The organism is Arthrobacter sp. BGA-UO-ETr-C19, assembly GCF_059568005.1.
Genome location: NZ_JCAQPC010000022.1, coordinates 66,108 through 85,454, shown reverse-complemented (window position 1 = coordinate 85,454; position 19,347 = coordinate 66,108). Strand labels below are relative to the sequence as shown.

19 protein-coding genes are annotated in these 19,347 nt (G+C 67.2%); 18 read left to right on the top strand and 1 reads right to left on the bottom strand.

Annotated elements, in window-relative coordinates; all coding sequences use genetic code 11:
• Window positions 1-3 precede the first annotated feature (3 nt).
• The 9 genes from ruvX (at window position 4) to nusB (ending at window position 7,741) form a co-directional block, all read left to right on the top strand.
• Window positions 4-603: a Holliday junction resolvase RuvX gene (gene ruvX, locus AC57BR_RS15260; RefSeq protein WP_496362007.1), complete on the top strand. Its 600-nt coding sequence runs from the start codon at window positions 4-6 to the stop codon at window positions 601-603.
• The gene (gene mltG, locus AC57BR_RS15255) at window positions 600-2,273 is read left to right on the top strand and encodes an endolytic transglycosylase MltG (RefSeq protein WP_496362005.1); all 1,674 of its coding nucleotides are present in this window, start codon (window positions 600-602) and stop codon (window positions 2,271-2,273) included. Before ruvX ends, mltG begins: the two co-directional genes overlap by 4 nt.
• Window positions 2,270-3,130, top strand: a complete 861-nt coding sequence (locus tag AC57BR_RS15250; RefSeq protein WP_496362003.1) for a shikimate dehydrogenase — start codon at window positions 2,270-2,272, stop codon at window positions 3,128-3,130. Before mltG ends, AC57BR_RS15250 begins: the two co-directional genes overlap by 4 nt.
• A gap of 26 nt (window positions 3,131-3,156) precedes the next feature.
• Window positions 3,157-4,356, top strand: coding sequence for a chorismate synthase (gene aroC / locus AC57BR_RS15245; RefSeq protein ID WP_496362001.1), 1,200 nt, complete (start codon window positions 3,157-3,159; stop codon window positions 4,354-4,356).
• A 59-nt stretch (window positions 4,357-4,415) separates the two neighbouring features.
• Complete coding sequence (locus AC57BR_RS15240) at window positions 4,416-4,997, top strand: shikimate kinase (protein ID WP_496361999.1); 582 nt, start codon at window positions 4,416-4,418, stop codon at window positions 4,995-4,997.
• Window positions 4,994-6,082, top strand: coding sequence for a 3-dehydroquinate synthase (aroB, locus tag AC57BR_RS15235; RefSeq protein WP_496361997.1), 1,089 nt, complete (start codon window positions 4,994-4,996; stop codon window positions 6,080-6,082). Before AC57BR_RS15240 ends, aroB begins: the two co-directional genes overlap by 4 nt.
• The gene (locus AC57BR_RS15230) at window positions 6,082-6,600 is read left to right on the top strand and encodes a tetratricopeptide repeat protein (protein WP_496361995.1); all 519 of its coding nucleotides are present in this window, start codon (window positions 6,082-6,084) and stop codon (window positions 6,598-6,600) included. Before aroB ends, AC57BR_RS15230 begins: the two co-directional genes overlap by 1 nt.
• 167 nt (window positions 6,601-6,767) lie before the next feature.
• Window positions 6,768-7,331 (top strand): elongation factor P, encoded by a 564-nt coding sequence (gene efp / locus AC57BR_RS15225; protein WP_003800749.1) that lies wholly within the window; start codon window positions 6,768-6,770, stop codon window positions 7,329-7,331.
• Window positions 7,331-7,741, top strand: a complete 411-nt coding sequence (gene nusB / locus AC57BR_RS15220) for a transcription antitermination factor NusB (protein WP_003800750.1) — start codon at window positions 7,331-7,333, stop codon at window positions 7,739-7,741. The genes efp and nusB overlap by 1 nt, the downstream gene beginning before the upstream one ends.
• Before the next feature lie 80 nt (window positions 7,742-7,821).
• Here the strand turns inward: nusB and AC57BR_RS15215 are convergent, their stop codons facing one another.
• Window positions 7,822-9,066, bottom strand: a complete 1,245-nt coding sequence (locus tag AC57BR_RS15215) for a PrsW family intramembrane metalloprotease (RefSeq protein ID WP_496361992.1) — start codon at window positions 9,064-9,066, stop codon at window positions 7,822-7,824.
• Between the two features lie 203 nt (window positions 9,067-9,269).
• On the opposite strand from AC57BR_RS15215, the gene pyrR reads away from it, so the two are divergent.
• The 9 genes from pyrR (at window position 9,270) to gmk (ending at window position 19,341) form a co-directional block, all read left to right on the top strand.
• Window positions 9,270-9,854: a bifunctional pyr operon transcriptional regulator/uracil phosphoribosyltransferase PyrR gene (pyrR, locus tag AC57BR_RS15210; protein WP_496361990.1), complete on the top strand. Its 585-nt coding sequence runs from the start codon at window positions 9,270-9,272 to the stop codon at window positions 9,852-9,854.
• Window positions 9,851-10,846, top strand: a complete 996-nt coding sequence (locus AC57BR_RS15205) for an aspartate carbamoyltransferase catalytic subunit (RefSeq protein ID WP_496361988.1) — start codon at window positions 9,851-9,853, stop codon at window positions 10,844-10,846. The genes pyrR and AC57BR_RS15205 overlap by 4 nt, the downstream gene beginning before the upstream one ends.
• The gene (locus AC57BR_RS15200; RefSeq protein ID WP_496361986.1) at window positions 10,846-12,207 is read left to right on the top strand and encodes a dihydroorotase; all 1,362 of its coding nucleotides are present in this window, start codon (window positions 10,846-10,848) and stop codon (window positions 12,205-12,207) included. The genes AC57BR_RS15205 and AC57BR_RS15200 overlap by 1 nt, the downstream gene beginning before the upstream one ends.
• A complete protein-coding gene (locus tag AC57BR_RS15195; protein ID WP_214856761.1) occupies window positions 12,207-12,725 on the top strand; it encodes a PH-like domain-containing protein in 519 nt (172 codons plus the stop codon). The genes AC57BR_RS15200 and AC57BR_RS15195 overlap by 1 nt, the downstream gene beginning before the upstream one ends.
• The gene (carA, locus tag AC57BR_RS15190) at window positions 12,706-14,055 is read left to right on the top strand and encodes a glutamine-hydrolyzing carbamoyl-phosphate synthase small subunit (protein ID WP_496361984.1); all 1,350 of its coding nucleotides are present in this window, start codon (window positions 12,706-12,708) and stop codon (window positions 14,053-14,055) included. The genes AC57BR_RS15195 and carA overlap by 20 nt, the downstream gene beginning before the upstream one ends.
• A complete protein-coding gene (gene carB, locus AC57BR_RS15185; protein ID WP_496361982.1) occupies window positions 14,055-17,399 on the top strand; it encodes a carbamoyl-phosphate synthase large subunit in 3,345 nt (1,114 codons plus the stop codon). Before carA ends, carB begins: the two co-directional genes overlap by 1 nt.
• Window positions 17,392-18,279: an orotidine-5'-phosphate decarboxylase gene (gene pyrF, locus AC57BR_RS15180; protein WP_496361980.1), complete on the top strand. Its 888-nt coding sequence runs from the start codon at window positions 17,392-17,394 to the stop codon at window positions 18,277-18,279. The genes carB and pyrF overlap by 8 nt, the downstream gene beginning before the upstream one ends.
• A 98-nt stretch (window positions 18,280-18,377) precedes the next feature.
• The gene (mihF, locus tag AC57BR_RS15175; RefSeq protein WP_043418338.1) at window positions 18,378-18,701 is read left to right on the top strand and encodes an integration host factor, actinobacterial type; all 324 of its coding nucleotides are present in this window, start codon (window positions 18,378-18,380) and stop codon (window positions 18,699-18,701) included.
• Window positions 18,702-18,744: 43 nt separating this feature from the next.
• Window positions 18,745-19,341 carry a guanylate kinase gene (gene gmk / locus AC57BR_RS15170; protein ID WP_496361976.1) on the top strand — a complete coding sequence of 199 codons (597 nt, stop codon included), beginning with the start codon at window positions 18,745-18,747 and terminating at the stop codon, window positions 19,339-19,341.
• Window positions 19,342-19,347 lie beyond the last annotated feature (6 nt).

Here is a 19,347-nt window from a genome sequence, read left to right as displayed (position 1 = left end):
GCCGTGAGTTTTTCCGCTGAGCCGCACGTCCACCCCCAGGGCATTAAACTGGGGGTGGACGTGGGCACCGTCCGCGTCGGCGTCGCCATTTGTGACCGGGACGAGATCCTGGCCACACCGCTGAAGACGCTGGACCGCAATCCCAAGAAGAATTCGGACGTCCGGGTCATCGCCGCCCTCGCGGCTGACCGGGGAGCCGTGCAGATTTTCGTGGGCCTGCCGCGGACCATGAAGGGCGAGGAACACGCCTCAGCCCGCATGGCCACGGAGTACGCCCAGCTGCTGGCTGACGAACTGGACCGCGCAGGTTCGGACGTCCCGGTACACCTGGTTGACGAGCGGCTCAGCACCGTCACGGCCCACCGCAACCTTCACGAAGCTGGCATGAGCAGCAAGAATCACCGTAAAGTGGTGGATCAGGTTGCGGCTGCAGGAATATTGCAGCACGCCATCGATATGCAAAAAGCCAGGGGAACGGATGTGGGGAGCCGTGTGCGCGCGCTTCCCCGTACGGGGCTGCCCGGACACGCCGCCGCAGATATTGCGGAACGGCCTGACCCGGAAAAGGAAACACGATCTTCAGAGGATGGACAGCTACAGTGAGCCCGGTCAATAGCGACGACTCCTCCGGCGACCCCTTCGCGGACGCCGGACGGCCCCTGACACGCAAAGAGATCCGCGCCCGCGAGAAGGCCATCACCGCCGAGTCCGGCGATGCCGTGCCCGAGCAGGCCTACGAGTCCGGTGAAGAGCTGCACGTGGGCGTGGGCGGGGCACAGCGGACCGGGTCATCGGCTGCCGCTTCCGGTTCGGACAGCCCCCGGACGGCTGCAATAGCCACACCTCCGGCTGCCGTTCCTGCTGCAGAGCCCGTCCCGGCCGCCGAGGTTCCTGACGTTCCGCCGGTTCCGCCCACCATCCACGACCCGGCAGAACATGCGGACTCCGCCGTGCATGGGGACGCTGCTGACGAGGTCCACGGTGCCCAGTCCGAGCACGCCCCGCATTTTGCCGAGTTTGCGGACGGCCACGCCGGGCCCCACGCTGACATTCACCACGGAGCCGTCCACCATGAGGACGGCCACCACTATGACGTCCACCATGACGCAGTAGCCCACGAGCCCTTCGAGGAGCATGAGCCCTACGGGCAGCAGGCCGTGGGGCACCAGCTCCTGGCCGGTGCCGAGAACGCAGCAACGGTGACCCGGCCCTCCAAGAAAGTCCGGCGCCGGCGCCGGCTCGTGGCTCTGCTGCTGACCCTCGCGCTCTTCGTCACGGCCACCGTCGTCGGCGCGCAGTTCCTGAAACCACTGCTCGGGAACGATAAGCCGGCCGACTATCCCGGCCCCGGCACCGGCCAGGTCAAGGTAGCGGTCGATCCGGGCGAAGGGCCAGTGTCCGTCGCGGCCAAGCTGGAGGACGCTAAGGTCGTGGCCAACGCCGACACCTTCATGGCGGCGCTGTCCGCATCCGGCGGGACGCTCTCGCCGGGGGAGTACGACTTCAAGCAGGAGATGAAGAACTCCGACGCCGTCTCCGTACTTCTCAACGAGGGACAGGCCAAGGTCATGTATTTTGCCCTCAGCGCCGGCCTGCGGATCGATGAATCGCTGCAGGCGATCTCGGAAGGCTCGGGCCTCTCCATCGCCCAGCTGAAGGCGCTCAGCGACGCGCCCAAGCAGTTCGGATTGAGCTCCAAGGCGAAGAACCTGGAAGGCTTCCTGGCCCCGGGGGAATACCGTTTCCCGCTGGGATCCACCGCCAAGGACATCCTCACCAAACTGGTCAAATCCACCCAGGATGAACTGAAGGCACAGGGCGTCACGGACGCCGCAAAGCAGTACGACGTGGTGACCGTCGCCAGCATTGTGCAGGCAGAGGGCGGCCAGGCCGAGTACAAGGACGTGGCGGGCGCCATCTACAACCGCCTCAAGCCCACCAACACGGAGACCAACGGGCTGATCCAGTCGGACGCCACCGTCACCTACGGCCTGGGCAAGAAGACCTTCCACATCGACGAGGCCGAGAAAGCCGACAAGTCCAACCCGTACAACACGTACGCCATCCAGGGCCTGCCGGCGGGGCCCATCGGATCGCCGGGCAAGACGGCCATCGACGCGGCGGCCAAGCCGAACGACAACGATTACCTGTACTGGGTGACCATCAACCTTGACACCAAGGAGACGAAGTTCTCCAAGACGCTGGCCGAGCACAACGGCTACGTCGAACAGTACAACGCCTGGTGCGAGGCCAACCCGGGCCGTTGCGTATGAGCCTTCGGGCGGCCGTCCTGGGGCACCCCATCGGCCATTCGAAGTCACCGGCGCTTCACCTCGCCGCCTACGCGCGGCTCGGAGCGGACATCGGCTACAGCGCCATCGATGTGACTGAAGAGTCACTGCCGGCGTTCATGGACGCAGTCCGCGCGGAGACCGGCTGGCGGGGACTGTCCGTCACCATGCCGCTGAAGAAAGCCATGGTCAGCGAGGTGGACGAAGTCCGCGGTGTGGCCCGGGTCCTGGGCGTCATCAACACGGTGGTGTTCGAGAGCGTCGGGGACTCCACCCGGCGCATCGGCTACAACACCGACGTCGCGGGGATCGTTAACGCCCTCCGCAATGCCGGGGCCGGCGACGGCCCCACGGGCGTCATTCTTGGCGGCGGCGGAACGGCAGCCGCAGCAGTGGCAGCCCTGCAGGAGCTTGGTGCCGTGAAGGTGGACCTGTACGTTCGGAACACTGCCCGGGCTGAAGAAGCCAGGGCAGCGGCCAGCGGGCTCGGCGTGGACCTTACCGTCCATTCCCTGGACGGTGCCGTCGAAGCGATGGCCGGTGCCGGCGTCGTAATCTCCACCCTGCCGCCGCGGGCGGCGGACGGGATGGCTGCGGAACTCGAAGCCCTGGGGCGGCGCATGGACGGCGTCCTGCTGGACGTCGCCTACGACCCCTGGCCCAGCCAAATCGCCGCGGCCTGGCACGCCGGAGGCGGAACAGTGGTCCCCGGCCTTGAGATGCTGCTCTACCAGGCGGTGGAGCAGGTCCGGCATTTCACCGGCCTGGCAGAGGCCGGCAGTGCCGAAGTCATAGATGTGATGTGCGACGCAGTCGGGGCACCCCGGCGGGTGTCCTGACCGCCAGACATGGCAGGATGGTTTTTATGTTGCGTTGGTTGACCGCCGGTGAGTCCCATGGCCCGGCATTGGTCGGAATTATTGAAGGCGTCCCCGCAGGTGTTGAACTCACCAGCGGGCAGATCGCCGATGCCCTTGCCCGCCGGCGGCTCGGCTATGGCCGCGGGGCACGGATGAAGTTTGAGCAGGACGTCGTTACGATCCTCGGCGGTGTCCGCCATGGCATCACCCAGGGCGGCCCCGTCGCCGTCCAGGTGGGCAACACCGAATGGCCCAAGTGGGAACAGATCATGTCAGCCGATCCGGTGGACCCCGAGGAACTCGAGGGCCAGGCCCGCAACGCCCCGCTGACCCGGCCGCGCCCCGGACACGCCGACTTCACCGGCATGCAGAAGTACGGCTTCGACGAGGCCCGCCCCGTGCTTGAGCGCGCCAGCGCCCGCGAGACCGCCACGCGTGTTGCCATGGGCACGGTTGCCGCCCAGTTCCTGAAGCACCTGGGCATTGAGCTGGTCAGCCACACAGTCTCCATCGCCAGCGTGACCGTTCCGGAGGGCCGGCCGCTGCCGCTCCCGGACAACGTGATTGCGCTCGACGCCGATCCGCTGCGCTGCTTTGACCGCGAAACGTCCGACGCCATGGTTGCTGAGGTGGACGCCGCCCACAAGGAAGGCGAAACCCTCGGCGGCGTGGTGGAGGTGCTCGCCTACGGCCTGCCCCCGGGACTCGGCAGCTACGTCCACTGGGACCGCCGCCTTGATTCCCGCCTGGCCGCCGCCCTCATGGGCATCCAGGCCATCAAGGGCGTAGAGGTGGGCGACGGTTTCCTCACCGCCGCACGCCGCGGCTCCGCCGCCCACGACGAGATCGTCAAGGACGCTGACGGCAGGATCATCCGCACCAGCAACCGCGCCGGCGGCATCGAAGGCGGCATGAGCATCGGCGACGTCCTGCGCGTCAGGGCTGCAATGAAGCCCATCGCCACCGTGCCTCGCGCCCTGAAGACCATCGACATCAGCACCGGCGAGGCGGCCAAGGCCCACCACCAGCGCTCGGACGTCTGTGCGGTTCCGGCTGCCGGCGTGGTGGCCGAGGCCATGGTTGCGCTGGTCCTGGCCGAGGCCGTGACCGAAAAGTTCGGCGGCGACTCCGTGGCCGAGACCGCCCGCAACATCAGGGGCTACCTCGAGAGCATTCCGGCGTCGCTGGATACGATCGGACTCTAGTGTCCCGGAGCAATACACCCTGCGACGCAGGGGACCGGCCCACTGTGCTCATAGGGCCGATGGCGGTCGGCAAATCGGCGATCGGGCAGCAGCTGGCACAACAGCTGGACGCCCCGTTCGTGGACACCGACGCGGTCATCGTGGAGGGCCACGGTTCCATCGCGGACATCTTTGCCAGCCGCGGCGAGCGTGCCTTCCGGGAGATCGAAGCCCGGACGGTTGCCCGCATCATCGAGGCCGCGGCCGGCACCGCAACCGTGGTTTCCCTGGGCGGCGGCTCGGTCCTGGACTCCGGCACGCAGCAGCTGCTGGAGCGGTGCACGGTGGTCTACCTGGAGTGCGACGCAGACACCGTCGCCGCCCGGATCGCCAAGAACTCCGGCCGGCCGCTGCTGGCCGGTGACGGCATCCGGCGCTGGAAGGCGCTGTTCGCCACCCGGAAGCCGGTCTATGAACGCCTCGCGGACATCGTGCTGGACGTCCGGCAGGGAACTGTGCCTCAGCTGGGGCTGAAGCTGGAAGCGGCGCTCTGCGAATTCGCTGCCGGCAAACCGCACGAAACCACCACCCGCGAGATCAACAAAACCGCGACGACGGCAGCCAACGGAAGTGCTGCCGCGAAACAGGAAGTTGAAAAGTGAGCGAATCAACCGTCATCAAGGTCACCGGCCAGTCGGCCGGGGACAACTACGACGTCGTAGTTGGCCGCGGCCTGCTCGGCACGCTGCCGGGACTGCTGGGGGAGCGCGTCCGCCGCGTCCTCGTCATCCATCCGCGGGCCCTCCGGCTCACCGGCGACACCGTCCGGGATGAACTGGCGGCTGCCGGCTTCACCGCCGTCACCGCGGAAATCCCCGATGCCGAGGAAGGCAAGCACATCCAGGTTGCCGCCTTCTGCTGGCAGGTGCTCGGACAGAACGATTTCACCCGCTCCGATGCCGTGGTCTCCGTAGGCGGAGGCGCTGTCACCGACCTTGCCGGCTTCGTGGCAGCCACCTGGCTGCGCGGCGTCAAGGTCATCCACATGCCCACCAGCCTCCTCGGCATGGTCGACGCAGCCGTGGGCGGCAAGACGGGGATCAACACGGCCGAAGGCAAGAACCTGGTTGGTTCTTTCCACCCGCCTGCGGCTGTCCTGACGGACCTGGACACACTGAAGACCCTGCCCCGGAACGAGATCATCTCCGGCATGGCCGAGGTCATTAAGTGCGGATTCATTGCCGATCCCGCCATCCTGGACCTCGTGGAAAAGGATCCCGACGCCGTGACGGATCCAGGCTCAGACGTCCTGCGCGAACTCATCGAACGGGCCATCGCCGTCAAAGCCCGCGTCGTCTCGGAGGACCTCAAGGAATCCGGACTCCGGGAAATCCTGAACTACGGCCACACCCTGGGCCACGCCATCGAACTCGTGGAACGCTACTCCTGGCGGCACGGGGCTGCCGTCTCGGTGGGCATGATGTTCGCGGCCGAGCTCTCCCGCAGCGTGGGGCGGCTTAGCGACGCCGACGCCGACCGGCACCGCAGCATCCTCGAATCCCTCGGCTTGCCCGTCACGTACCGGCGCGACCGCTGGCAGGGCCTTCTGGACGGCATGCGCCGCGACAAGAAGTCCCGCGGCGACCTGCTCCGCTTCGTGGTCCTCGACGGGATCGCCAAACCGGGGATCCTGGACGTGCCCGATACCTCCCTGCTCTTCGCCGCCTACCAGGAGATCGCGTCCTGATGCGCGACGACCAGACCGGAACGATCGAATGGCCCGACGGCGGATTCCCGGGGATCCGGGTCAACCCGGAATCGCTGCTTCCTGAAATTATCAGCGAAGAGACGTGTGCCGCCGCGCTCGAGGCATCCACCGACCCCGCCGAGCAGGTCCTTGTGCTGCTCGTCGCGGGACGCGCCGCCGACGCGGCCGAAGTGCTGGCAGAGGCACGCTACAGGGACCCAGAGTCATTCCGGCTGCGGGCCTATGAAGCGGACGTCCTGCGCGTCTCCCACCGCTACGACCGCGCCGTTGAGCTCTTCCGGCAGCTCCTCGCCGAAGCGCACGGCACGGCCAACGAAGCCCTCGCCCACCAGTACCTTGGCCGTGCGTACTTTGCCGCGGGAAACATCGGCGCCGCGGTGGAATCCTTCGCCCGGGCGCTCGATCTCCAGGTGGCGCAGTCCGCCGACGCTGCGCTTATCTACTCCTCAACGGTGGCGCTGCAGCGGGCGCGGGACGTCTTCGAACTGGCGTCCTGACGCGCCTTCCGGCCGCACCGCCGGATGGCCCCGAAAACCGGGCTGGCCTTTTCCGCTAGAATAGTTTCTGGATTTTTGATAACTACACGCTGGCGCGCCGTTCGGCATGCCTGCTGGGCATAAACAGCTGGCAGCCAGAACCAGTCAGACACAACCAGAGGAAACCAGTGGCAACCACAAACGACATCAAGAACGGGACCGTCCTGAAGCTCGAGGGCCAGCTCTGGAACGTCATCGAGTTCCAGCACGTCAAGCCGGGCAAGGGCGGCGCCTTCGTGCGCACCAAGATGCGCAACGTCATGTCCGGCAAGGTAGTGGACAAGACCTTCAACGCGGGCCTCAAGATCGAGACCGCCACCGTTGACCGCCGCGACTACCAGTACCTGTACCAGGACGGCGCGGACTTTGTCTTCATGGACACCTCGGACTATGACCAGATCACCGTTTCGGGCGCCACCGTGGGCGATGCCACCAACTTCATGCTGGAAAACCAGATGGTCAACATCGCCATCCACGAAGGCACCCCGCTGTACATCGAGCTGCCGCCGAGCGTTGTCCTCGAAATCACCTACACCGAGCCGGGCCTGCAGGGCGACCGCTCCTCTGCCGGCACCAAGCCCGCCACCCTGGAGACGGGCTACGAGATCCAGGTGCCCCTGTTCGTTGAGAACAACACCAAGGTCAAGGTCGACACCCGCGACGGCAGCTACCTGGGCCGGGTCAACGACTAGTGAGCGCCCGCGGTAAAGCCCGCAACAGGGCTCTTGAGGTCCTCTTCGAAGCCGAGCAGCGCTCTGTCTCGGCCTTCGACGTGCTGCGTGCGCGCCGCGAGAGGACCGACCAGATCGTCAATCCGTACACCCTCGAGATCGTCGAAGGCGTGGTGTCGATGCAGGCCACCATCGACGAATTCCTGGAGACCTACTCACAGGGCTGGACGCTGGAGCGCATGCCGTCTGTAGACCGCATCATCCTGCGGATCGGCACCTGGGAGCTGCTTTACAACGACGACGTTCCTGACGGCGTCGCCGTCAGCGAAGCTGTCGCTTTGGCCAAGACGCTCTCCACGGACGAGTCGCCGTCGTTCATCAACGGCCTCCTGGGGCGCCTTCAGCAGTTGAAGCCGTCCCTGCTCGCCTGAGCTGATTCATAAGCTGAGCTAAGTCCCACGCAGAAAGCCCCTGCCGGTTTGACCGGCAGGGGCTTTCTGCATTTACCCACTTACTGCTGGACGGCGGCCCGCAGCACGGTCAGGTGGCGCAGCTGCTGCGCCTCGTCCTGCTGGTGCAGCGGCACGTCCCTGCCGCTGAGGATCCGCTGCCGGGTGAAGGCCAGGCGCGTCGCCGCTTTGACGAACGCCTTCATCTCTTCGCCCCGGTTGTACGACCCCGCCCAGCGCACGGCCTGCCGGCGGCCTCCGGGAGTGGACAGCAACTCCACCTCGGCCGGCGCGAACCACCCCGCTGCGGCGTACTCCTGGAGGCGCTGCCGGGTGAGGCGAGTTTCCGCGACCCGCAGCACCACGATGCACGCCACGGCGAGCAGGAAGATGGGAACCTGCACCAGCACGTACTGGGCCAGGAAGTCCTGTCCCATGCTGTTCCACCTGTTGTGCAGGACCATGGCGGGAACCAGGCCCACGAAGAACGCGAGCACCGAGACACCTGAGTGCCAGCGCCGCGCTGCCAGGCCCATGACCAGGCCCGTGGTCCCGGTGAATATGGCGTGTGCGAACGGCGACATCACCCCGCGCAGAAAGAAGATCTGGACAAGGTCGCTGCCGGGCGTACCGGACTCGGCGATCGCCCGGCCGAAGTAGAGAATGTTCTCGGTGAACGCGAAGCCGCCGGCGATGGTGAAGGCAAACACCACGCCGTCGACGGGGCCGTCAAAGTTGCGGCGGGCGAACAGGAGAAGCAGCAGCAGGCCCAGGGACTTCGCGAACTCCTCCACCACCGGTGCCTGCACGGTGGTCATGAAATCGCGGAAGGCCGCCTCATCAGTGGCCGGGGCCGCGAGGGCGAAGACCGGCTGGATGAGCAGCGTCACGGCGATGGACACGGCAGCGCCCCAGGTGAAGGCAAACAGCAGCAGGCGTTTGGGCTCGGGTTCCCACCGGTCAATGACGGCCACGGCGAACAGCACCGCCGCCAGCGGGATCAGCGACGCAACAAAACCGATGACGAAACCGGTGACGCCGGTGCTGGCCAGGAGGAACGGCACCACTAGGAACAGGCTGACGAAGGCAAGTATGCCGCCGCCCACGACGAGTCCCAGGGTTCCTGCCCCGGGGCGGGCGGCCACGGTGGACGCGGCCTTCGGGATGACCTGGTACACGGCGCCGCCGCTGTGCCCGGGCGCCGGCCGGTAGTTCTGCGGCTGGACGTGTCCCATCCAGCTGGGATTCGGGGGCTGCCCGGGAAACTCCGGTCCGGGGAACTGCCTCTGCTGCGGGTTCATCGACATAGACACGAGCCTATGTGCCGTGGGGTAGGCAGCAAAGCACAGGGGTTCGCCCCGCCGCGGTGCGCGACAAATCACAGTGCCCCACGGTGTGACGGACGACGCCTTCTGGCGGGGCAGGGCGCAGGCGCCCGTGTGGTAATTTTGGAAGGCAAATGTTCCTTTTTTAATTCCGTCCCGTGAGGCGGGGAAAGGGGAGACGAGCGATGACTCCTGTCACACAGGCACCGGTTCCGGCCAGGGTTGTTCTCAACCAGGCGGACATTGACCGTGCCCTCACTCGTATCGCCCATGAAATCCTCGAGGCCAACAAAGGCTCCCAGGATCTGGTGCTGCTGGGCATTCCCCGCCGCGGCTACCCGCTTGCGGTCCGGCTCGCCCAAAAAATCGCCGCCGCCGATCCCGCCGTGGACGCCGCCGCCATCGTCGGCCAGCTCGATGTCACCATGTTCCGGGACGATCTCTCCTCCCAGCCCACCAGGCCGCCGCACCACACGCAGCTGCCCCTGACGGGCATCGACAATAAGGTGGTTGTGCTGATCGACGACGTCCTGTACTCCGGCCGGACCATCCGCGCCGCCCTGGACGCGCTGGTGGACCTTGGCCGGCCGCGCATTGTCCGCCTGGCTGTCCTGATTGACCGGGGCCACCGCGAACTTCCCATCCGTGCCGACCACGTGGGCAAAAACCTGCCCACCTCCTCTGCCGAAAAGGTCCGGGTCCGGCTCGAGGAGACCGACGCCGTCGACGGCCAGGCAGTCAACGAAGTGGTAATCGAGGGCGGCGCATGAAACACCTCCTCTCCACCGAAGACCTCAGCCTGGCCAACGCCGTCCGCATCCTCGACACCGCCGAAGAGATGTCGACCGTGGGGGAGCGCGAGGTCAAGAAGCTTCCCGCCCTGCGCGGACGGACCGTGGTGAACCTCTTCTTCGAGGATTCAACCAGGACCCGCATTTCCTTCGAAGCCGCAGCCAAGCGGCTCTCGGCGGACGTCATCAACTTCGCCGCCAAGGGATCGTCGGTCTCCAAGGGCGAGTCCCTCAAGGACACCGCCCAGACGCTGTCCGCCATGGGGGCTGACGCCGTCGTCATCCGCCACTGGGCCTCCGGTGCCCCGCACCGGCTGGCGGCCACCGACTGGATCGACGCCGCAGTCATCAACGCCGGCGACGGCACCCACGAACACCCCACCCAGGCACTGCTGGACGCCTTCACCATGCGGCGGCACTGGACCAAACTCTCCGGCCTGCCCTCCACCGGGGCGGACCTGCGCGGCATGCGCGTCGCCATCGCCGGCGACGTCCTGCATTCCCGCGTGGCGCGGTCCAACGTCTGGCTGCTGCGCACGCTCGGCGCCGAGGTCACCCTGGTGGCGCCGCCCACACTGCTGCCCATCGGCGTCGAACACTGGCCCTGCAGCATCAGCTACGACCTGGACGAGACCCTGGAAAAGGGGGTCGACGCGGTGATGATGCTCCGCGTCCAGGGCGAGCGGATGAACGCCTCCTTCTTCCCGTCCACCCGGGAATACTCCCGCCGTTGGGGCTTCGACGACAACAGGCTCCGCGCGCTGGACAGCCTGGGCCTGAAGGACACCATTATCATGCACCCCGGACCCATGAACCGGGGCCTGGAAATTTCCGCGGCCGCCGCCGATTCACCCCGTTCCACCGTGCTCGCACAGGTCAAAAACGGTGTGTCGATCCGCATGGCCGCCCTGTACCTGCTGCTCTCCGGGGACACCCGTGAACCAGCCACCACCCTGAAGGAGAGCAACTGATGGCTGACGAAACCACCTACCTTATCCGGGGCGCCGCGATCCTTGGCGGCGACCGCGAGGACCTGCTCATCCGCGACGGCGTGATCACGGCCAGGGGCACCGATCTGTCGGAGACAGATGCAGCGGACGGAGCCACGGTGATCGACGCCGGCGGTCTCGTCGCCCTGCCGGGCATGGTGGACGTCCACACCCACCTCCGTGAACCGGGACGCGAAGACGCCGAAACGGTGGAAACCGGCACGCGCGCCGCAGCCCTCGGCGGCTTCACCGCCGTGCACGCCATGGCCAACAGCACCCCGGTGGCGGACACCGCCGGTGTGGTGGAACAGGTCTACAGCCTGGGCCGGTCCGCCGGCTGGGTGGACGTCCGCCCGGTGGGTGCCGTCACCGTGGGACTGGCCGGCGAACAGCTCGCCGAGCTCGGTGCAATGGCCGATTCCCGCGCCCAGGTCCGCATATTCTCCGACGACGGCATCTGCGTCCACGATCCCGTCCTGATGCGCCGCGCCCTCGAGTACGTCAAGGCGTTCGACGGCGTCGTGGCCCAGCACGCGCAGGAACCGCGCCTCACCGCCGGTGCCCAGATGAACGAAGGCGAAGTGTCCGCTGTCCTCGGCCTGACCGGCTGGCCGGCAGTGGCCGAGGAAAGCATCATCGCCCGCGACGTCCTGCTGGCCCAGCACGTGGGCTCCCGGCTCCACGTCTGCCACGTGTCCACCGCGGGTTCGGTGGAGATCATCCGCTGGGCCAAGGGCCGCGGCATCAACGTCACCGCCGAAGTGACGCCGCACCACCTCCTGCTCACCGATGACCTGGTCCGCAGCTACGACCCCGTCTACAAGGTCAACCCGCCGCTGCGCACCAACGACGACGTCCAGGCCCTGCGCGCCGCCCTCGCCGACGGCACCATCGACGTCGTCGGCACCGACCACGCCCCGCACCCGAGCGAGCACAAGGAATGCGAATGGGCGCAGGCGGCCATGGGCATGACGGGGCTGGAAACCGCCCTGTCCGTGGTCCAGCACGCCATGATCGAGACCGGCCTCATGACCTGGGCCGACTTTGCCAGGGTCACCTCTACCGCGCCGGCCGGCATCGGACGGCTCACGGACCAGGGCCGGCCGCTCGAGCCGGGCGAACCCGCCAACATCGTCCTCGTGGATCCGGCCGCGCGCTGGACCGTGGATCCTTCCACGATGGCAACGATGGGACGCAACTCGCCGTTCCGCGGCATGGAACTCCCCGGCAAGGTGGTGGCCACGTTCTTCAAGGGCCACCCCACGGTCCTGGACGGCAAGCTCAACACGCCCTACCGCTACCCCACGGAAGCGCCGGTTGCCGGCGCAGCAGGTGCCAACTGATGGAAAAAGTCCTTCCCGGACTTGCGATGCTGGCGGTCGTCGCCGTCGTTTTTGTCCTGATCTGGATCGGCTGGCGCAACCGGCTGCGGCGGCAGTCCGATATCGAACAGCTGCCGGCAGTTCCTGCCGGGCTGGGCGAGCCGCTGCTCTCGGCGGACGGACAGTACGTGGCTTCCACCACCGCGGGGGACTGGCTGGACAGGATCGCTGTGCACGGCCTCGGCATCCGCACCAACGCGGAGCTCTCCATCCATCCGGAGGGCGTGCTCCTGGACCGCTCCGGCGCGCGGCCGCTGTTTATCCCGGCGGCCTCGCTGGCCGGCGTCCGGCAGGACAGCGGCATGGCCGGTAAATTCGTGGAAAAGGACGGGCTGCTGATCCTCAGCTGGACGCTCGGAACCCACGCCCTGGACACCGGCTTCCGCACCCGCCGCGCCGCGGACAAGCCGGCCGTCCTCCAACAACTTCAGGAAATGATCTCCCCAGGCCCCCAGGCAGGTGCCCATAGTGGAAAGTAATAAAGTGACGGAAACCGAAGTGACATCAAACGCAGGAACTGCGCCGCAGGCCGCAGCATCCGCCCCCGCCGTCCTGGTGCTCGAAGACGGCCGCATCTTCCGCGGCCGCAGCTACGGCGCGCAGGGCACCGCCCTGGGGGAAGCGGTCTTCGCTACCGGCATGACCGGCTACCAGGAGACCATTACGGACCCGTCCTACGCACGCCAGCTGGTGGTGCAGACGGCACCGCACATCGGCAACACCGGTGTGAACAGCGAGGACGCCGAATCCCGCCGCATCTGGGTGGCCGGCTATATCGTCCGTGACGCCGCCCGCCGTCCGTCCAACTGGCGGTCTGAGCGATCCCTGGACGACGAACTCGTCGAGCAGGGCATCGTCGGCATCCAGGGCGTGGACACCCGGGCCATCACCCGCCACCTGCGCGAGCACAAGACCATGCGCGCCGGCATCTTCTCCGGCGAGGCAGCCAAGGCCACCGACAAGGAACTCGTCGACGCCGTGCTCGCCAGTGAGCCGATGGAAGGCGCCCGGCTTGCCGAGGAAGTCAGCATCGACGAAGCCTACGTGGTGGAGCCCAAGGACCACGGCTGGGACGGCGACGCACGCTTCAGCATCGCTGCGATCGACCTCGGCATCAAGGCTATGACGCCGGTGCGCTTCGCCGAACGCGGCGTCCGCGTGCACGTGCTGCCCGCCACGGCCACCATTGACGACGTCAAGGCCGTCAGCCCCGACGGCTTCTTCATGTCCAACGGCCCCGGAGACCCGGCCACCGCCGACAACCAGGTCAAGCTGCTCCGCACCGTCCTGGACGAGAAGCTGCCGTACTTCGGCATCTGCTTCGGCAACCAGATCCTGGGCCGCGCCCTCGGCTTCGGCACCTACAAGCTGCGCTACGGCCACCGCGGCATCAACCAGCCCGTCATGGACCGCCGCACGGGCAAGGTGGAGATCACCTCGCAGAACCACGGCTTCGCCGTCGACGCCCCGCTGGACGGCCCCACTAACGCGCCGGAAGAGCGCTACGGACGGGTTGAGGTCAGCCACGTCAGCCTGAATGACGAGGTCGTGGAAGGCCTCGCCTGCCTGGACATCCCGGCTTTCTCTGTCCAGTACCACCCCGAAGCCGCGGCCGGCCCGCACGACGCCGCCTACCTCTTCGACCGCTTCATCGAGCTGATGGAAGGCGCCCGGGACGGCCGCACCGCCAACCTGTCCAAGGAACCCGTGGACGCCCAGCACCCCGCAGAGGCCCAGCAGGACGGTGCCCTTCAGAATCAGGCCGCCGAGCCGACCACGACTGACAACAAGACTGAGGACAAGAAGTAATGCCCAAGAGAACTGACCTTAAGAGCGTCCTGGTCATCGGTTCCGGCCCGATCGTCATCGGCCAGGCCGCCGAATTCGACTACTCCGGCACGCAGGCCCTTCGCGTCCTCAAGGAGGAAGGCCTGCGCGTCATCCTCGTCAACTCCAACCCGGCCACCATCATGACGGACCCGGAGTTCGCCGACGCCACCTACATCGAGCCCATCACCCCCGAGGTGGTGGAGAAGATCATCGCCAAGGAGCGCCCGGACGCCGTGCTGCCCACCCTGGGCGGCCAGACGGCACTGAACACCGCCATCGCGCTGGACAAGAACGGTGTGCTGGAGAAGTACAACGTGGAACTGATCGGCGCGAACATCGCCGCGATCGAGCTCGGCGAGGACCGTGAGAAGTTCAAGGGCGTCGTGGAGCGCTGCGGCGCCGAATCCGCCCGCAGCCACATCATCCACACCATGGACGAGGCCCTCACGGCAGCCGAGGACCTCGGCTACCCCATGGTGGTCCGCCCCTCCTTCACCATGGGCGGCCTCGGTTCCGGCCTGGCGTACAACGAAGAGGACCTCCGGCGCATCGTCGGCCAGGGCCTGCAGTACAGCCCCACCAGCGAGGTGCTGCTCGAAGAGAGCATCCTGGGCTGGAAGGAATACGAGCTCGAGATGATGCGGGACAAGAACGACAACGTGGTTGTCGTCTGTTCCATCGAGAACTTCGATCCCGTGGGTGTGCACACCGGTGACTCCATCACCGTGGCCCCGGCACTGACCCTGACGGACCGCGAATACCAGCGGCTCCGCGACATCTCCATCGCTGTCATCCGTGAAGTCGGCGTGGACACCGGCGGCTGCAACATCCAGTTCGCGATCGACCCCGCGACCGGCCGCGTGGTGGTCATCGAAATGAACCCGCGCGTGTCCCGCTCCTCGGCGCTGGCGTCCAAGGCCACGGGCTTCGCCATCGCCAAGATCGCCACCAAGCTCTCGCTCGGTTACACCCTGGACGAGATCCCGAACGACATCACCCAGAAGACCCCCGCCTCCTTCGAGCCCACCCTCGACTACGTGGTGGTCAAGGTCCCGCGGTTCGCATTCGAGAAGTTCCCCGCCGCGGACAACACCCTCACCACCACCATGAAGTCGGTGGGCGAGGCCATGGCCATGGGCCGCAACTTCACCGAAGCCCTCCAGAAGGCCCTGCGCTCCCTCGAGCAGAAGGGCTCGCAGCTGGACTTCAGCTCCGTCCCCGAATGGGAAGTCCCGGAGCTGATCGAAAAGGCCAAGCGCCCCACGACCGAACGCCTGCACCAGGTGCAGCGCGCCCTGCTCGGCGGCGCCAGCGTGGAGGACCTCTTCGAGGCCACCAAGATCGACCCCTGGTTCCTTGACCAGCTCCAGCTGCTCAACGAGATCTCCCAGGAGATCCGCCGCTCCGGAGCCCTCACCGAGGACATGCTCCGCAACGCCAAGCGGCACGGCTTCTCCGACGAGCAGATCGGCACGCTGACCCACAACTCGGAGGCCGTTGTCCGCGGCGTCCGCCAGGCGCTGGGCATCCGCCCGGTCTACAAGACCGTGGACACCTGCGCCGCCGAGTTCGCCGCCTACACGCCATACCACTACTCGGCCTACGACGAGGAAGACGAGGTTGCGCTGCACTCCAAGCCGTCCATCCTCATTCTCGGCTCCGGACCCAACCGCATCGGCCAGGGCATCGAGTTCGACTACTCCTGCGTCCACGCCTCCATGGCGCTGCGCAAGGCCGGCTACGAGACGGTCATGGTCAACTGCAACCCGGAAACCGTCTCCACCGACTACGACATCTCCACCCGGCTGTACTTCGAGCCGCTGACCCTCGAGGACGTCCTCGAGGTCATCGCGGCCGAGGAACGCGCCGGCGGCGTGATGGGCGTCTTTGTCCAGCTCGGCGGGCAGACCCCGCTGAAGCTGGCCCAGCAGCTGGCTGACGCCGGGGTGCCTATCCTGGGCACGTCACCCGAGGCGATTGACCTCGCCGAGCACCGCGGCGCCTTCGCCCGCGTGCTGGACGAAGCCGGCCTGGTTTCCCCGAAGAACGGCACCGCCGTTTCCTTCGAGGACGCCAAGAAGATCGCCGACGAGATTGGCTACCCCGTCCTGGTCCGCCCGTCCTACGTCCTGGGCGGCCGCGGCATGGAGATCGTCTACGACGAGCCCAACCTGTCCCGCTACATCGCCAACGCCACCGAGATCACCGCCGAGCACCCGGTGCTGATCGACCGGTTCCTCGAGGACGCCGTCGAGATCGACGTCGATGCCCTGTTCGACGGCACCGACATGTACCTGGGCGGCATCATGGAGCACATCGAGGAGGCCGGCGTTCACTCCGGCGACTCCGCGTGCGTCCTGCCGCCGATCACGCTGGGCAACAACGTGCTGGAACGCGTCCGCATCGCCACCCGTGCCATCGCCGAGGGTGTGGGCGTCCGCGGCCTCATCAACATCCAGTTCGCGCTGGCCTCCGACGTCCTGTACGTCCTGGAAGCCAACCCCCGCGCATCCCGGACCGTGCCCTTCGTGTCCAAGGCCACCGGCGTGCAGATGGCCAAGGCCGCCGCGCTTATCGGCACCGGCGTGACCATCGGCCAGCTCCGCAGCGCGTACAAGATGCTGCCGGAAACCGGCGACGGCTCCACGCTGCCGCTGGACGCGCCCGTCTCCGTCAAGGAGGCGGTCCTTCCGTTCAGCCGCTTCCGCACCCCGGAAGGCAAGGTCGTGGACTCGCTGCTCGGACCGGAAATGCGCTCCACCGGCGAGGTCATGGGCATCGACAAGCACTTCGACACGGCCTTCGCCAAGAGCCAGGCGGCCGCCAACAACGCCCTGCCCACTGAGGGCAAGGTCTTCGTGTCCGTGGCCAACCGTGACAAGCGTTCGGTGATCATGGGCGTCAAGCGCCTCTCCGACCTCGGCTTCGAGATTGTCTCCACCGGCGGCACCGCCGACGTCCTGCGCCGCAACGGCATCCAGGCCACGCCGGTGCGCAAGGTGGCCGAGGGAAGCAGCGCCGAAGGTGAAGGCACCATTGCCGACCTCGTGATTGCCGGCGAAATCGACATGGTGTTCAACACCCCGTCCGGCGGCGAGGCCCGCAGCGACGGGTACGAACTCCGTGCCGCCGCCACGTCCATTGGCATCCCCTGCATCACCACGGTGGCCGAGTTCAACGCCGCCGTCCAGGCCATCGAGGCACTGCGCACCTACGCCTGGTCCGTGACCAGCCTGCAGGAGCACGCCGCGGCGCTCATTGCCTCGCAGGAGGCCGCCCTGCAGAAGGCAGCCGCGCAGAGTCCGGCAGCGCAGAATGCCTGAGGCAGGGAACACTGCCGCAGGCGGCAACATTGCCGCAGGCGCCGGCCGGGAGTCGTTCGGCTCCCGGCTGGGCCGGGCCATGGCGGACCGCGGTCCGCTGTGTGTCGGCATTGACCCGCACCCCGCCCTCCTGGCCAGTTGGGGCCTGGACGACGACGCCGCCGGCCTAAGGCGCTTTTCGCTCACCGCCCTGGAGGCAGTGGCTTCGCTCGCTGCCGCGGTCAAGCCGCAGGTGGCGCTGTACGAACGCCACGGTTCGGCCGGCATGGCCGTGCTGGAAGAAGTTCTTGCCGTGGCACGGGACGAGGGTGTGCTGACCATCGCCGATGCCAAGCGCGGCGATATAGGGTCCACCATGGCCGCGTACGCCGACGCCTGGCTCCGTGACGGCTCCGCCCTTGCGGCGGATTCCGTTACGCTGAGCCCGTACCTGGGCTTCGAGTCGCTCCGGCCGGCCTTGGATCTGGCTGCCGAGCACGGCCGGGGCGTGTTCGTCCTGGCGCTGACCTCCAACCCGGAGGGCGCCTCGGTGCAGCACGTGGGCGGAAGCGATTCCGTGGCACGCCGGATTGTTGAGGCCGCAGCCGCGGAGAACGAACGCTACTCCGGGCCCCTGGGCTCAGTGGGCCTCGTGGTGGGTGCCACCGTGGGCACGGCGCTGGCCGACCTGCAGCTGGATCTGGGTGCCGTCCGCGGCCCGATCCTCGCGCCGGGCCTGGGCGCCCAGGGCGCCACCCCGGCAGACCTGCGGAAAACCTTCGGCGCCGCCTACCCCCAGGTCCTGGGAACCTCCAGCCGCGACATCCTCAAGGCCGGCCCCGGAGTCCGGGAGCTGACCGAGGCGGCGGAGCGCACCCTCGCCGGGCTCCGCTCCGAATAGTCCATTGATTTCTCCGGCCGGCAGGGAGTAGGTTCAGGACAAATCCGTGGCTGCTCCAACGCCGCCGGCCGCGGATCCGTTGGCTGACCCCAGGGGAAATGACCGTGAGCTTGCGACCCTTGTCACCGCAGGAACGTTCCGACGCACTTAGGAAGGCCGCGGCGGCAAGGGCTGCCAGGGCCTCGGCCAAGGAACGGCTCAAATCCGGAGAGCTGACCGTGGCCCAGATCCTGGACTCCGGCGGCACCGAGGAAGCCATAGCGCGGATGCGCGTGTCGGAACTCCTCGAGGCCCTGCCGGGGATCGGGAAGGTCCGGGCCGCGGCCATCATGGACAGCCTCGGCATCGCAGCGTCCCGCAGGGTCCGGGGGCTGGGCATCCACCAGCGCCGGGCGCTGGTAGATTTTATGAACGAGAAATAGCTTCATCCGAACAGAGTCATCTGTAGACCGTCCAAAGGAATACGTGAGCAACAAACCCGGACTGACAGTCCTCGCTGGTCCTACGGCTGTTGGCAAAGGCACCGTGTCCACCTATATCCGCGACACCTACCCCGAGGTCTGGCTGTCCGTCTCGGCCACCACCCGGGCCCCGCGGCCCGGTGAGATCGACGGCGTGCACTACTACTTCAAGTCCAAGGAAGAGTTCGAGGCCCTTGTGGCCGCCGGCGAATTCCTGGAGTGGGCCGTGGTGCACGGGCAGAACACCTACGGAACCCTGAAGAGCACCGTCAACCAGGCCATCGCCGAGGGCCGCTCAGTGCTGCTGGAGATCGACCTGCAGGGGGCACGCCAGGTGAAGCAGGCACTTCCGGATGCCCAGTTCGTATTCCTGGCACCGCCCAGCTGGGAGGAACTGGTCCGCCGGCTGGTCGGCCGCGGCACGGAATCGCCCGAGGAACAGCAGCGCCGGCTGGAAACCGGTAAAGTAGAACTTGCTGCTGAACCGGAGTTCGACCACACCGTCATCAATGACGACGTCCGCCGGGCAGCGGACGAGCTTGTTTCACTCATGGGGCTGACCCCGCACCCGCGCCAGCCGCAGACGCCATCAGCCCGCTAGAAATTT